11 protein-coding genes are annotated in these 15,739 nt (G+C 51.2%); 10 read left to right on the forward strand and 1 reads right to left on the reverse strand.

From position 1 onward, the window contains the following. Nucleotides 1–12 precede the first annotated feature (12 nt). On the reverse strand, nucleotides 13–1,533 hold the full coding sequence (locus AC50X8_RS18085; protein ID WP_056041592.1) for a spore germination protein: 1,521 nt from the start codon (nucleotides 1,531–1,533) through the stop codon (nucleotides 13–15). 524 nt (nucleotides 1,534–2,057) lie between these two features. Here AC50X8_RS18085 and pyrR point away from each other — a divergent pair. The 10 genes from pyrR to AC50X8_RS18135 all read left to right on the forward strand — a co-directional run bounded on the left by pyrR (nucleotide 2,058) and on the right by AC50X8_RS18135 (nucleotide 15,737). Then, the gene (gene pyrR / locus AC50X8_RS18090) at nucleotides 2,058–2,603 is read left to right on the forward strand and encodes a bifunctional pyr operon transcriptional regulator/uracil phosphoribosyltransferase PyrR (protein WP_442952562.1); all 546 of its coding nucleotides are present in this window, start codon (nucleotides 2,058–2,060) and stop codon (nucleotides 2,601–2,603) included. Beyond that, nucleotides 2,604–3,503 carry an aspartate carbamoyltransferase catalytic subunit gene (locus AC50X8_RS18095; RefSeq protein ID WP_056041586.1) on the forward strand — a complete coding sequence of 300 codons (900 nt, stop codon included), beginning with the start codon at nucleotides 2,604–2,606 and terminating at the stop codon, nucleotides 3,501–3,503. 32 nt (nucleotides 3,504–3,535) lie between these two features. Continuing rightward, nucleotides 3,536–4,825 (forward strand): dihydroorotase, encoded by a 1,290-nt coding sequence (pyrC, locus tag AC50X8_RS18100; protein ID WP_494861741.1) that lies wholly within the window; start codon nucleotides 3,536–3,538, stop codon nucleotides 4,823–4,825. Between the two features lie 62 nt (nucleotides 4,826–4,887). Next, nucleotides 4,888–6,039, forward strand: coding sequence for a carbamoyl phosphate synthase small subunit (locus tag AC50X8_RS18105; protein WP_494880723.1), 1,152 nt, complete (start codon nucleotides 4,888–4,890; stop codon nucleotides 6,037–6,039). After that, nucleotides 6,026–9,247, forward strand: a complete 3,222-nt coding sequence (carB, locus tag AC50X8_RS18110) for a carbamoyl-phosphate synthase large subunit (RefSeq protein ID WP_056041580.1) — start codon at nucleotides 6,026–6,028, stop codon at nucleotides 9,245–9,247. The genes AC50X8_RS18105 and carB overlap by 14 nt, the downstream gene beginning before the upstream one ends. Nucleotides 9,248–9,381: 134 nt before the next feature. Continuing rightward, the gene (gene pyrF, locus AC50X8_RS18115) at nucleotides 9,382–10,113 is read left to right on the forward strand and encodes an orotidine-5'-phosphate decarboxylase (RefSeq protein ID WP_056041578.1); all 732 of its coding nucleotides are present in this window, start codon (nucleotides 9,382–9,384) and stop codon (nucleotides 10,111–10,113) included. 1 nt (nucleotide 10,114) lies between these two features. Then, nucleotides 10,115–10,762, forward strand: coding sequence for an orotate phosphoribosyltransferase (pyrE, locus tag AC50X8_RS18120; RefSeq protein ID WP_056041577.1), 648 nt, complete (start codon nucleotides 10,115–10,117; stop codon nucleotides 10,760–10,762). Between the two features lie 219 nt (nucleotides 10,763–10,981). After that, nucleotides 10,982–11,752 (forward strand): ABC transporter ATP-binding protein, encoded by a 771-nt coding sequence (locus AC50X8_RS18125; protein WP_494880725.1) that lies wholly within the window; start codon nucleotides 10,982–10,984, stop codon nucleotides 11,750–11,752. Beyond that, nucleotides 11,718–12,800: an efflux RND transporter periplasmic adaptor subunit gene (locus AC50X8_RS18130; RefSeq protein ID WP_494861736.1), complete on the forward strand. Its 1,083-nt coding sequence runs from the start codon at nucleotides 11,718–11,720 to the stop codon at nucleotides 12,798–12,800. The genes AC50X8_RS18125 and AC50X8_RS18130 overlap by 35 nt, the downstream gene beginning before the upstream one ends. A gap of 3 nt (nucleotides 12,801–12,803) precedes the next feature. Beyond that, nucleotides 12,804–15,737, forward strand: coding sequence for an ABC transporter permease (locus AC50X8_RS18135; protein ID WP_056041573.1), 2,934 nt, complete (start codon nucleotides 12,804–12,806; stop codon nucleotides 15,735–15,737). Nucleotides 15,738–15,739: the final 2 nt, after the last annotated feature.

Raw genomic sequence — 15,739 nt, forward strand, 5'->3', positions numbered from 1 at the left:
GCGTCCCCTTCCTTATAAGCGTTTCGTACGTTTCTTTTGCCTTTTTTTCTGTCCATTGCCATTGGAGTATGGTCGATTCATCATATGCGTCCATGGCATACGAAACAGTGAATCTTTTATATCTGAAGCTACGAATGGGCCGAATGGGCTCATGTATGCTGCACCAAACGAACGCAAATTCGTCAAATGAAGCAAAATGGCCAGCATTCCGAGCAAAATGCCGAAAAATCCGAACGTTGCCGCTAGAATCATGAGCAAAAAACGCAAAATCCGTACGGCGATCGACATGCCGTTTTCGGGAATGACGTAGCTCGATATGGCGGTAATCGAGACGATAATGACCATCGCTGCCGATACGACGCCAGCGTCTACAGCTGCCTGTCCGATAACGAGCGTGCCAACGATGGATACTGCCTGGCCTACCGTCTTAGGTATGCGTACGCCCGCTTCGCGCAGAATTTCATAGGTAAGCTCCATAAGGACGGCTTCGATGAACGCAGGGAACGGTACGCCCTCGCGCTGTGCTGCGAGATTAATGAGCAGGCTGGTCGGCAGCATTTCCTGATGAAAAGTCGTAATGGCGATATAGAAGGAGGGCGCAAGCATGGCGATAAAAAACGATAAATAGCGAATGAGCCGCAACAGGGAGCTGATATCTGCGCGCTGGTAATAGTCCTCGGGCGATTGGAAGAAATGGACGAACAGTGAAGGGACAAGCATGACGAACGGAGTGCCATCGACGATAATGGCAACCCGACCTTCCAGCAGTCCGGCAGCGACCGTATCAGGGCGCTCGCTGTTGTAGATCGTGGGAAAAGGTGTCAGTGTAACGTCCTGAATCAGTTCCTCAATATAGCCGCTTTCCAAAATGCTGTCGATATCAATATCATCCAGCCGGCGCCGCACCTCTTCGATTACACCTTTATCAACCAGATGTTTCATGTACATAAGAGCAACGGATGTTTTTGTTAGTTTTCCGATTTGCCGCGTTTCCAACCAGAGCTGAGAATCTTTAATTCTTCTGCGGATTAAAGTGGTGTTCGTACGCAGATTTTCTGTAAAAGCTTCCATAGGCCCGCGAACGACTGATTGCGATTGTGGTTCGGTTATACTGCGGTCTTCCCAACCAGCCGCGCTAATGCTAATGGCTTGCATGCTGTTATCCAGGAGCAATACAATGGCGCCGGACAGCAGGCGATGGAACAGAAGCTCCATCTCATCGATATAATCGGTGTTTCCGGCGATTAATACATCCTCTTTCACATGAGTTAAGCGATCATTCGGATCGTCAAACTTTGGCGTGTGCTCATTCGCATAGCCCATAAGTGAGCCCAATACCGACTGATGAAGCATTTGAATATCAATCATGCCTTCAATATAAACGAGAGCGCCAGGCCACAGATGCAGGCAGGAGAACCGTTTGACGACGAGATCCGAGCTGCCGCCGATTTCAGTTTGAATATGCTGGATGCACGCATCGAGTGAAGCGGGCAGGCTGACTTTTTCATGTGGCCGTGATACGTGCGACTGCATCTTGTTCCCTCCTGCTTGCAAAATGTCCGTAGTTGCTGGTTAGTATGCCAACAGATTGCCATAAATATGATAAACATCCAGCACAAGGTGGGCAGATCGTGTTTAAGGCTGCTGCCACTTGACATCTTATGTCGAACGTGGGATAATTCCTTTGGTATAAAGTTGTACCTTTAACTCAGTCCTGTGAGGCTGGCAAGGTAGCGTGAATAGTTGATTAATTAAGCTGGGGACAAGAAACTCCTCATCTTCCGCAACTCATAAGGTTGGCGGGGATGGATGGAATCCTTAGCGGTTAATCATGGGCTCCTTGCGAATACGCAAGGAGTCTTTTTTCAAATATAAGCATTTATAAGTTACACACTTATAATGGGCTTATATTTCATCGCGAAACGGTAGCTTTGCCGCCAGAAGACGGCTTAAGCCTAAGCCGTTTACGCTTGTGAAGCGCCTTGATGAGAGTTGGCAGTTCAACCTGCGCTAGGATGGGAGGTAACGTAACGGTGGAAGAAGAGCACTTGGTCATTATGGATGATGCAGCCATTCGCCGGGCACTGACCCGCATCGCCCACGAGATCGTGGAGAAGAACAAAGGAATTGACAACTGTACACTGGTCGGCATTCGGACAAGAGGCGTTTATTTAGCTCGAAGAATTGCAGAGCGCATACAGGAAATTGAAGGCAAGCCTGTTTTAGTGAAGGAACTGGATATTACCCGCTATCGCGATGACGGCAAGGCGCCAGGCAGCCGCACCGAGATGGAAGCAGGCATAATCGGCGAAATTGATGTCGAACTGTCGGTCGTACAGGACCGCAACATTATTTTGTTCGACGATGTGCTGTATACCGGCCGGACGATTCGCGCTGCGATGGATGCGGTAATGGATTGCGGCAGGCCGCAAAGCATTCAGCTTGCTGTGCTGGTTGACCGTGGTCATCGGGAATTGCCGATTAGACCGGATTTTGTAGGCAAAAATGTGCCATCCTCCAAACAAGAGCAAATCTCCGTTACGTTAACCGAGATTGATTCCTTAGACCAGGTGAAAATTATTCATCAGAGGGGGCAAGCCTAAATGACACTTTTACAGCTCAAACAGCGCAGTTTGCTTGGTTTGAAGGAGCTTGACGCAGAGGAAATTATCGCCATACTGGATCGTGCCGCTCATTGGGAGCAGCAGGAGACGAAAGTGCAGAATGTGCTGCAGGGCAAGTTCGCAGCGAATATGTTTTTCGAGAACAGCACGCGCACACGCTTCTCCTTCGAGGTAGCGGAGAAGCGGCTTGGAGCGGAAGTGCTGAACTTCTCAGCAGCCGTATCGAGTGTGCAGAAGGGCGAGTCGGTATATGATACCGTTCGCACCTTGGAGTCGATGGGCATAGACGTCGGCATTATCCGGCTCAAGCCGATTGGCTTGCTAGCCGAACTGGCTACGAAAATTAAAGTGCCGCTGATTAACGCGGGCGATGGCAACAACGAGCATCCGACGCAGGCGCTGCTTGATTTATATACGATGCGCAAGCAATTTGGCGCAATTAAAGGATTGACCGTCTCGATTATCGGAGACATCTTGCACAGCCGCGTAGCGCGTTCGAACTTATACGCTCTGCAAAAGCTGGGGGCTACAGTGAAGTTTTGCGCTCCTGCGAACTTGCAGGCCGCTGAGCTTGATGCCCGTTATGTAACGATGGAGGAAGCGCTGAAATCCGATGTCGTGATGATGCTGCGGGTACAGCTGGAGCGTCACGAAAGCGGCATGCTGAGCTCGGCTGAAAGCTACCGCGAGCAGTTTGGATTGACGGTGGAGCGCAGCGAGGCAATGGCGGATCACGCGATTATTATGCACCCGGCGCCGATCAACCGCAATGTTGAAATTGACGATGAGCTTGTCGAGCATGCCAAGTCCCGGATTTTTAAGCAGATGGAGCACGGGGTTCCGGTCAGAATGGCCGTCATAGAACGGGCTTTGAACTAACTTTTAGATGAAATCGGGAGGGTGAACGGATAATGTCATTATGGATTATTAACGGCAGCGTATGGGATACAGCTGCAAGCGGCCTAGTGAAGCAGCATATTCGAATTGAGGATGGCAAAATCGCCGAGCTTGCAAGCGGCGAAACAGTGCCAGACACAGGATCAGCAGAAGTAATTGACGCAGAGGGCAAGCTCGTATCAGCCGGCTTCATCGATATGCACGTGCATTTGCGCGATCCTGGCTTCGAATATAAAGAAGATATCGCAACAGGGACGCGTTCAGCAGCGAAAGGCGGTTTTACAACAATCGCCTGCATGCCGAACACTCGTCCAGTGACAGATACACCTGAAACGATCAACTATATTTTGGACAAAAATGCGAAGGAAGGCGTCGTTCGCGTCCTCCCTTACGCCGCAATTTCTAAAAATCAGCTCGGCCGCGAGCTGACGGATTTCGCAGCGCTGAAAGCGGCTGGCACAATTGGCTTTACCGACGATGGTGTCGGCGTACAAAGCGCGCAAATGATGAAGGATGCGATGGCGCTGGCAAAGTCGCTAGACATGCCGGTCATTGCACACTGTGAGGACAATACGCTGGTTGAGGGACTGTTCGTCTCGGAAGGCAAGTTCTCCCGCGAGAACGGACTGAAAGGCATTCCGAATGAATCGGAAGCGATTCATGTCGGCCGCGACATTTTGCTCGCTGAAGCGACAGGCGTTCATTATCATGTCTGCCACGTCAGCACGGAGCAATCGGTAAGGCTGATCCGCCTTGGCAAGCAAATCGGCGTCAACGTAACCGCTGAGGTTTGCCCGCATCATCTGGTACTGTCGGACGAGGATATTCCAGGCTTTGACGCCAATTGGAAAATGAATCCTCCGCTGCGCACGCCGCGCGATGTGGCTGCGGTTATCGAAGCGCTGGAAGACGGCACGATCGACATGATCGTAACGGATCATGCGCCGCATAGCGCGGAAGAGAAAGCGCGCGGCATGCAGCTTGCGCCGTTCGGAATCGTCGGCTTTGAGACAGCTTTCCCGCTGCTGTACACGCAGTTTGTTAAAACCGGCAAATGGACGCTTGGCTTCCTGCTGGACCGTATGACGGCTGACCCGGCACGGGTGTTCAAGCTGGAGACAGGCCGCCTGGCAGCAGGTGCGCCAGCTGATCTGACGATTGTGGATCTTGACAGCGAACGTGCAGTTGATCCGGCAACCTTTGCCTCGCGCAGCAACAACACGCCTTTCGGCGGCTGGAAGCTGCAAGGCTGGCCGGTAGCGACGATTGTAAATGGTGCGGTTGTGTGGTCGGAGCAAGCATAAGAACGTTAACTTGGATATGCTAATTGACATATAGGAATACGTAGACCTGAGGAGTGAGACGGATGCAAGCGAGATTATTATTGGAAGATGGAACATTGTTTACAGGACTATCCTTCGGCGCAGAAGTGCAAACGATGGGTGAGGTTGTTTTTAATACAGGTATTACTGGCTATCAGGAAGTATTGTCGGATCCATCCTATTGTGGACAAATCGTGACGATGACTTATCCACTTATCGGCAACTATGGCATTTCTCGCGATGACTTTGAGTCGATTCGCCCGTATATCCACGGTTTTGTCGTGCGCCGCAATGAGCCGGTGCCGAGCAACTGGCGCGCCCAATATTCGCTTGAGCAACTGCTTAAGGAATATGGCATTCCGGGCATCAGCGAAATCGACACGCGCATGCTGACGCGGATTTTGCGTCACCACGGCACGATGAGAGGCCTGCTTACAACTGGCAACGAGCGCATTGAGGAGCTGCAAGAGCGCCTTGGCTTGTCCACACTAATGACGGATCAAGTAGCTCGTACATCGACGAAGCATGTATTTTCCAGCCCAGGCAATGGCGAGCGTATTGTGCTCGTAGACTTTGGTGCAAAAAGCGGCATTTTGCGCGAGCTGACTAAACGCGGCTGCGACGTCGTCGTTGTGCCTCATGACACGACTGCAGAAGAAATTCGCCGCCTGGCACCGGATGGCATTCAGCTGTCCAATGGCCCTGGGGACCCGAAAGACGTTCCACATGCGGTTAAAATGATTTCCGAGCTGCTCGGCGAGTTCCCGATCTTCGGTATTTGCCTTGGACACCAGTTGTTTGCACTTGCTTGCGGCGCTGATACAACGAAGCTTAAATTCGGCCACCGCGGCGGAAACCACCCGGTGAAGGAACTAGCGACGAACCGCTGCTATATTACTTCCCAGAACCATGGCTACACTGTAATGGAAGATTCGATTGCGAACTCCGGTCTGATTGTAACGCATATTAACAACAATGACCGCACAATTGAAGGGCTGAAGCATAATACGCATCCTGCATTTTCGGTGCAATACCACCCGGAAGCTGCTCCAGGACCGTATGATTCCAGCTATCTGTTTGACGAATTCCTGAGTATGATTCGCACACATAAATTAAATAACCCGCAAAAGCGTCGCCAAGTCGTACTCGCGGAAACGTTGAAAGTGAAAGGGGAGCTTCAGTATGCCCAAAAATAATAAACTCAAAAAAATTCTCGTCATCGGCTCCGGCCCGATTGTAATCGGCCAAGCCGCTGAATTCGACTATGCCGGCACGCAAGCTTGCCAGGCGCTTATGGAAGAAGGCTATGAGGTTGTATTGATTAACAGCAACCCGGCTACCATTATGACAGACACAAACATGGCTGATAAAGTATATATCGAGCCGATTACGCTTGAATTTGTATCGCAAATCATTCGTCAGGAGCGTCCAGATGGTTTGCTGCCGACGCTTGGCGGCCAAACAGGCCTCAACATGGCGGTTGAACTGGCGCGTGCTGGCGTATTGGAAGCAGAAAATGTACAGCTTCTTGGCACACAGCTGACAGCTATCGAGAAAGCCGAAGACCGCGATTTGTTCCGCGAGCTGATGCGCGAGCTGGAGCAGCCGGTACCAGAGAGCGACATCGTAACGACAGTTGAAGCAGCAGTTGCTTTTGCCAATGAAATCGGCTACCCGATTATCGTTCGTCCTGCCTACACGCTTGGCGGTACAGGCGGCGGTATTTGCGCAAACGAAGAAGAATTGCTAGAAACGGTTGCCTCGGGTATCCGTTACAGCCCAATCGGCCAATGCTTGATCGAAAAATCGATTGCCGGCTTGAAGGAAGTTGAATACGAAGTTATGCGTGATGCGAATGACAACTGTATCGTTGTCTGCAACATGGAAAACTTTGACCCGGTTGGCGTACATACTGGCGACAGTATCGTAGTAGCGCCTAGCCAAACGCTGTCGGACCGCGAGTATCAAATGCTTCGTTCCGCTTCGCTTAAAATCATTCGCGCTTTGAACATCGAAGGCGGCTGTAACGTACAGTTTGCGCTTGATCCACAAAGCTTCCAATATTATGTAATCGAAGTTAACCCGCGCGTCAGCCGCTCTTCGGCGCTGGCTTCCAAAGCGACAGGCTACCCGATTGCTAAAATGGCTGCTAAAATCGCAATTGGCTACACGCTTGATGAAATCGTGAACCCAGTAACCGGCCAAACGTATGCTTGCTTTGAGCCTACGCTGGATTACATCGTATCGAAAATTCCGCGCTGGCCGTTTGACAAGTTCGTGAATGCGAACCGCAAGCTCGGCACGCAAATGAAAGCGACAGGCGAAGTTATGGCGATTGGCCGTACTTTCGAGGAGTCGATTCATAAAGCGGTTCGTTCGCTTGAAATCGGCACGCATCGCATCCACTTGAAGGAAGCAGTAGACCTCAGCGATGATGTGCTGCGCGCACGCCTTCAAAAACCGGATGATGAGCGCATGTTCCTTGTAGGCGAAGCGTTCCGTCGTGGTTATGCTTTGCAGGAAATTCAAGATCTGACGAACATTGACTGGTGGTTCCTGGACAAAATCGAAGGCATCGTAGCATTCGAGGATAAAATCCGCCAGGAAGCGACGCTTTCCCGTGAAACGCTGTACCAGGCGAAGCGCAAAGGCTTCTCCGACCGTTCGATCGCTGAGCTTCGCAAAGAAGGCAATCCGAATGGCAGTCACACGAATGAGCATGATATTCGTACTTATCGTAAAGAGCTTGATATCGTACCTGTATACAAAATGGTTGATACTTGCGCCGCTGAGTTTGAAGCGAGCACGCCTTACTACTATTCAACTTACGAGGTAGAGAACGAAGTAGCGCCTTCGACGAAAGAGAAAGTGCTTGTACTCGGCTCTGGCCCAATTCGGATCGGACAAGGCATTGAGTTTGACTATTCGACGGTTCATGCGGTGTGGGCGATTCAGAAGGCTGGCTATGAAGCGGTTATCATCAACAACAACCCAGAGACGGTATCGACCGATTTCAGCACATCGGACCGCCTGTACTTTGAGCCTTTATTCCTTGAAGATGTCATGAACGTTATTGAGCAAGAGAAGCCAATCGGCGTAATCGTGCAGTTCGGTGGCCAAACGGCGATTAACCTCGCAGCTCCGCTGTCCAAAGCTGGCGTGAAAATTCTCGGCTCCAGCCTGGAAAGCATCGATATGGCAGAGGATCGCAAAAAGTTCGAAGCTTTGCTTCGCGGCTTGAACGTGGCTCAGCCAGAAGGCAGCACTGTAACCTCGGTTGGCGAAGCAGTAGCAACGGCACAAAAGCTCGGATACCCTGTACTCGTTCGTCCATCGTACGTTTTGGGCGGCCGCGCAATGGAAATCGTATATTCGGATGAAGATTTGCTGAGCTACATGGAAGTAGCGGTAAAAATCAATCCAGAGCATCCTGTCCTCATCGACCGTTATATGCTTGGCATGGAAGCGGAAGTGGACGCGATCTGTGATGGCGACACCGTATTGATCCCGGGCATCATGGAGCATATTGAGCGCGCAGGCGTTCACTCCGGCGACTCGATTGCTGTGTATCCGCCGCAATCGTTGTCTGACAGCGTGAAGGAGCAAATCGTCGACATTACGATCAAAGTATCCAAGGCGCTGAACGTAATCGGCTTGGTTAACATCCAGTTCGTAATTCATAACGAGATCGTGTATGTCATTGAAGTAAATCCGCGTTCGTCGCGTACGGTTCCATTCCTGAGCAAAGTAACAAACTTGCAAATGGCGAACCTTGCGACACAAGCGATTCTTGGCACGAAGCTGGCTGACCTGGGCCATAAAGACGGACTGTGGCCTGAAGACGAGTATGTATCGGTTAAAGTTCCGGTCTTCTCGTTCGCGAAGCTGCGCCGTGTTGACCCTACCTTGACACCGGAGATGAAATCGACGGGTGAGGTTATGGGACGCGATGTGCAATATGCGAAAGCCTTGTACAAAGGATTGCTAGGCGCAGGCATGAAAATCCCGACAACGGGCTCGATCATTGCGACCGTTGCGGATAAAGATAAAGAAGAAGCGCTCGAATTGCTTCGTGGCTTCTACAGCATTGGCTACAAAATCATTGCAACTGGCGGTACGGCAGCTATGCTTGAAGAAGCGGGCATGACGGTAACGACAGTGAACAAGCTTAGCGAAGGATCGCCGAACATTCTTGATCTGATCCGTGAAGGCAAAGCACAGTTCGTCTTCAATACGCTGACAAAAGGCAAAACGCCTGAGCGCGACGGCTTCCGTATTCGTCGTGAAGCGGTTGAGAACGGCGTTGTATGTATGACGTCGCTTGATACGGTTCGCGCCTTGCTGCGGATGATGGAGACCATCAACTTCTCCTCGCGTTCGATGCCAACACTGCTGCACAAATAAGTTTTAGCAAGCACGGCCAGCGCCGATTGCCTGCGGCCCGCAAATGGCTTTGCTTTTGCGGGTGCGCGTGGCCCGGCGGATGGCCTTTTTAATGCGCATATTTCGCAAAAACACGGCAAAGGGGACGGTTAACGATGGGTTTGACACGGGAACGGGAACAGGCAGCCGGAAAAATTATGGTTGCGCTCGATTATGCGGACGCGGCTTCTGCCGAGCGCTTATTGAATGAACTGGAAGGTATCCCCTGTTATATGAAGGTGGGCATGCAGCTGTTTTATGCTGCGGGTCCTGCGTTCATAACGGGACTTAAGGAGCGGGGCTACCTTGTATTCCTTGATGTGAAGATGCATGATATTCCGAACACGGTCAAAGGCGGCTCAGGCAGTGTGACCCGGCTCGGCGTCGACATGTTCAATGTCCATGCTGCTGGCGGAAGCGCAATGCTTGCGGCAGCGGTCGAAGGCATGGAAGCAGCGCTTGCTGTTGGACAAAATAAGCCAAGCATCATTGCAGTGACCCAGCTGACCAGCACCAACCAAGCGATGCTCAACGAGCAAATTGGCATTGCTGGAACGGTGGAGCAGGCTGTTCTTAGGTATGCAGAGCTTGCCCGCGCTGCGGGTCTGAATGGCGTAGTGGCATCCCCTGCTGAAGTGCAGGCCATCAAGCAGGCATGCGGCGCTTCCTTCCAGACGGTAACGCCGGGCATTCGCCCGAAAGGTGCCGATGTGGGCGACCAATCGCGCATTATGACACCAGCAGAAGCGTTAAAGCAAGGTACAGATTATATGGTTATTGGTCGGCCGATCACGGCTGCCGCAAATTCAAGAGCAGTATTAGAAGCGATTATTGAGGAGCTGATTTAAGATGAGCCAAGTTAAACTTTCAGAATTGCCTAAAACGATTGCTGCCAGCCTGCTCGAAATCGGAGCAGTAGCCCTTAGCCCAAATGAGCCATTTACGTGGACTTCAGGTCTTAAGTCGCCGATTTATTGCGACAATCGTCTAACGATGTCTTACCCGGCTATTCGCGAGCTTGTTGCTGATGGCTTTGCTGCTGTCATTCGCGAGCGTTATCCAGATGTGGAAGTCATTGCGGGCACCTCGACTGCGGGTATTCCCCATGCGGCTTGGGTCGCGCATAAGCTTGGACTGCCGATGGCTTATATTCGCGATAAAGCGAAGGGCCATGGCAAGCAGAACCAAATTGAAGGCCGCATTGAGCCAGGGCAAAAGGTTGTCGTCATTGAAGATTTGATTTCAACTGGAGGCAGCTCGCTGAAAGCGGGACTTGCTGTTCGCGAGGCAGGGGCCGAGGTACTGGCGGTACTGGCGATTTTCACCTACCAATTCGAGCAGGCAGCTTCGGCATTCGCCGAGGCGAACATGCCGCTTGAAACGCTGTCGAACTATTCCGAGCTTATCGAAGCAGCTGTAGAGCTTGGCAAGGTGCAGAGCGATGATATGCTGAAATTGAAAGCATGGCGCGAAAATCCGCAAGCGTTTGGCAATTAGCATAAGCAGCGCTCCAGTCTTTCCGATCCGGAAGGCTGGAGTTTTTTTATGTTTATTTTGAGCTTCAGTAAAAATTTTGAATTCGTCGGATTTTGTTGTAACTTTTTGCTGTAATCGTTCGTCTAACACGTTAAGATGAGAATTATGAAGGTTTTTTAATTGAGCAGCCTGATTGTCATCCTAGGGCGCTCTGCTTAAGAGGAGGTATAGAAATCAGCTATGATATTTAGCAAGAAAAAAAAGGATGAGCAACCGGTGCAAGAGTCCGATCTAGTGAAGGAAGAAAAGCAGGATCCAAAGCTAGAGAAAGAAGTACATAATGAAAAACTGCTTTCCGTTGTGAATGTTGAACGGGTATTTCAGGCTGGCGGCGCGCCGCTGCGCGTGCTCAAAGGCATTAATATGGACCTTCGGCAAAATCAGCTCGTTATGCTTCGCGGCCGTTCCGGCTCGGGGAAGACGACGCTGCTGAACTGCCTGGGCGGACTGGATACACCAACTGAAGGCGAAATTTGGTTTAACGGCAGGCCCTTTCATAAGCTGAGCGACGATAAGCGTACACTTGTCAGGCGCAAGGAAATGGGTTTTATTTTTCAGGCGTTCGCTTTGATGCCGCTGCTGTCTGCGAAGGAAAATGTCGAGCTGTCGCTAAGGATGGCTGGCGTTCCGCGTGGGACGTGGAAGGAACGGGTGGACCATTGCCTGGAGCTGGTTGGCCTGGAGAAAAGGATGAACCATCGGCCCTTCGAGCTGTCCGGCGGCGAGCAGCAGCGCGTAGCTATTGCGAAGGCGATTGCGCACAAGCCGATATTGCTGCTGGCGGATGAGCCGACCGCAGAGCTGGATTCAAACATGGCAGCTCAAATTATGAGTGTTTTTAAAACGATTATTCGCACGGAACAAGTTACGATTTGTATGACGACACATGATCCTACTATTATGGAGGTTGCCGACCATGTCTATGAAATGGTTGACGGGAAATTTATTTAAACGTCCCGCAATAATAAGTCTTGCTGCAATCATGTTAATAACTAGCGGCTGCTCCTTGCTGCCTGCTGAAGAAGAAGAGGAAGTACTGCCTTCCATTGCACCGCCCCAAATTTCCAAGAAGCCAGAGTATGAGGTAACAACAGATACGCTGGAGACGAAGGTTAACGTAATCGGCAAATTGATATCATCCCGCGAGGAGCCTGTCTTTTTCACGCTGGATGGCAAAAACCTGAAAGAGCTGAACATCAAGGTTGGCGATAAAGTGTCCGCAGGCGAGGTCATTGGCCAGCTTGATGTAGATGACCTCACGAAGGCGCTGCGCATGGATAAGCTGGCTTTCCGCAAGGAAGAGACGGCGATGAAGGAAGCGCTGAGAACGCGCGATGAGATGGACCCGGTAGAATTTGAAGAAAGATCGATTTTGTTTGAAGAGAAGAAGCAGGCGCTGGTCGATCAGGAGGCTGACATTGCGAAGGCTACGCTGACAGCGCCGATTAGCGGCACGGTTGTTTCACTCAATGTCGAGAAGGGTGCAGCGATTAAAGCATACAGCACAATTGCGGTCATAGCCGATACGACGACGCTTATTCCGGCAGCGAAGCTGACCAAGGATGAAATAGCCAAAATCGTCGTCGGCATGCCGATTGTAGCGGAAATCAGCAATAGCGGCAAATTCAAAGGCACGGTGAAGATGATGCCGATGACCAATACGGATTCCTCTAATGGCGGCAATAACGGAGGCAACGGCGGCACAGGAAATAATACGGATAAAGAGCGGCCGGAAGATTTTATGCAGGTGGAAATTAAAAATTTGCCTAAAAACTTGACTCGCGGTACCCCGCTTTCGATCAGCATTATTACGAAGCGCAAGGAAAATGTCATCGTAATCCCGCCATCTACACTGCGTTCTATTGGATCGCGTACCTACGTGCAAGTCATTGATGCAGACGGCAAACGTGAAGTGGACGTTGAGGTTGGACAGCAAACGGCGACACAAATCGAGATTTTGAAAGGCTTGGAGCCGGGACAGAAAGTTGTAGGTCGATAGCCGATGGGAATACCTCTACTGCGATTTTTGTTCCGCAAAATGTGGAACACCCGTTGGCTGACGTTTAGCGCCTTGGCGGGTCTGACGATTGCGGTTGCTTTTGCAACCAGCATCCCGATGTATGCGGATGGGGCACTCAAGCGCGTAGTCGCGGCTTCGCTCAAAGAGAAGAGCACCGGCTTGCCGGCAGGCTCGCTGCTGATGCGGTATCAGTCGCCAGGCGGCCAGACAACCGATCTTTCAGCTTTGACTGAAGTTGACCGATATATTAAAGAGGATGTACCGAATGAAATCGGGTTTGCTTATCAGAACTTTGTTCGCAGCTTGTCGCTCCGCGGCGCCGATGTCGTGCCAGAAGACCCGACTAAGGTAGATGCGAGCCGTACCCGTCAGATGACACTGATGTCCATGACGGAGCTGGAAGGCAAAACCGAAATTATGCAAGGACGCTGGTTTACCGACAAGGTCGATAAGGACGGCATGATGGAAGCGGTCATGCTTGAAGAAGCGATGTACCGCAATGATGTTCATATTGGGGATGTATTCGAATACCCGATCTACAGCGGGCTGAATTTGACGCTGCGCATCAAAATCGTCGGAGCTGTCAAGCCGCTGAATGACACCGATCCTTATTGGTATCAAGGGCTTGAAGGACTGATGAATACGCTCCAGATTCACGAGAACGTATTTTTGAAGACGCTGCTGGAGCAGCAAAAAATTCCGCTTAACAATGCTAGCTGGTATTATGCTTTCGATTTGTCGCAAGTGCAGACGAGTCAGCTTTCGCCGCTGGGAAGAACGCTGGATCGCTTGAATATTGAGCTGTATCAGCGCTTGACCGACACGAAGGTGGAAATTTCATTTGCTGATACGCTCATTGAGTTCAAGCGGCAGAGCTTGCAGCTTCAGACGCTGCTGTTCACGCTGGCAGCTCCGATGCTGGCGATGGTATTTTATTTTATCGCGATGAATGCCCGGCAGTCTCTCGATAAGCAGCGCAGCGACATCGCGGTACTTCGCAGCCGCGGCGCAGGCACAAGGCAAATTATATGGATTTATTTGCTCGAGGGCTTGCTGCTTGGGGCAATTGCTCTAGTAATAGGCCCGTTCCTCGGCTGGTTTATGGCGAAAAGCATCGGCTCGGCCAATGGCTTCCTGTCCTTCGTCAACCGGACGTCGATTCCGGTCGGCTTCTCGACTGAGGCGATAATTGCAGGCGTAGCAGCCGTCGTGCTGGCACTGCTCTCGACGATTATTCCGGCGATTATTTATGCCAGATCATCGATTGTAAGCTACAAGAGGGATTTGGCGCGTTCGGACCGCAGTCCGTTTTGGCAGCGCTGGTTCATTGATGTTTTGCTGCTTGGCGCAGCCGGATATGGCTGGTATATGTTCAATCAGCGCCAAATGCTGACCTTCCAGACGGGACTTACGACGGATCAGCTTAATGTGCAGCCATTTCTATTTTTCGTACCGGCTTTATCGATTTTTGCAATGGGATTGTTTTTCCTGCGGTTGTTCCCGTGGCTGCTGAAGGTGTTTAACTGGCTGGGCCGGAAGTTTTTGCCCGTTCCGCTTTATTTAACTCTTACGCAGCTGTCGCGTTCTTCCAAAGGTTATTACCCTTTGATGATTTTGCTAGTCTTGACACTCGGGCTCGGTGTATATAATGCATCTGCTGCCCGTACGATTGATTTGAACTCGACGGAACGCACGCTGTATAAATTTGGCACGGATGTCGTCATTAAAACGAATTGGGACGGAACGCCAGAAGTCAAATATACCGGAGGCAGCAATGGAAACGGCGGCGGCAATGGCGGCAGCGGTGGAAATGGCTCCGGCGGCAACGGAGGCGGTTCGTCAGGCGGCTCTGGTGGTGGAACGGGCGGAGGCTCCGGCGGCGGTGGAGGCGGAGCGCAACAGCCTGTGCCTACGCGCATTTTGTACAGTGAACCGCCTTTTGAGCTGTTCCGCAAAATGGAAGGCGTTGAAGCGGCAGCACGCGTGCTGCAAACGAAAGGGAACATCGTCGTTTCAGGACGCTCCATTGGTCAGGGTACGGTAATGGGGATCGACAATGTCGATTTCTCCAAAGTAGCTTGGTTCCGCAATGACCTGTTTCCAACACATCCGTTTACGTATTTGAACTATTTGGGCATGTATGAGCATGCGGCGCTTATTCCAACCGGAGTAGCGGAGAAGTACCAGCTCAAGCCGGGAGATACGATGTCGGTTGGCTTTACCGAAGGCAAGCTGGATTTTGTAGTCGTTGGCATTCTGCCGTATTGGCCGACGCAATATCCAGATCAATCGCCGTTCGTCATTACGAATCTGGATTACATTTATGACCAACTTCCGATTATGCCTTATGAGGTTTGGCTCAAAATGAAAGATGGTGCGAAGGTTGCGCCGATCTTGGAAGAGCTGCAAAAACAGGGCATTGAAGTCGCTACCGTCAAGGATGTGCGCAATGAACTGATTATCCAGTCCAAGCTTCCGACCCGAGGCGGCGTATTCGGGATTCTCAGTCTCGGCTTCCTAGTATCGGTCATCGTCACTTTAACCGGATACGTGCTGTATTGGTTCTTTAATCTTTCAGGGCGGGTCGTGCAATTCGGGGTTTTGCGGGCGATGGGACTTTCACGCAGGCAGCTTACGGGCATGCTCATGCTGGAGCAGCTGTTTACAGCGGGACTTTCCATCGGGCTTGGCGTCATGATTGGCAAGCTGACGAGTCTATTGTTCCTGCCATTTCTGCAGACCGCCGAAAATGCGACAGAAACGGTACCGCCGTTCCGCGTCGTCTTCGAAGCGAAGGATACGAACCAGCTGTTTATCGTCGTCGCTTTCATGATGATTACTGGAGCGCTGCTGCTCTTCCTGCATATTCGCAGGCTGCGGGTGCATCAGGCAGTTAAAATGGGAGAGGAGCGCTAACA

The organism is Paenibacillus sp. JT22N15, assembly GCF_059383755.1.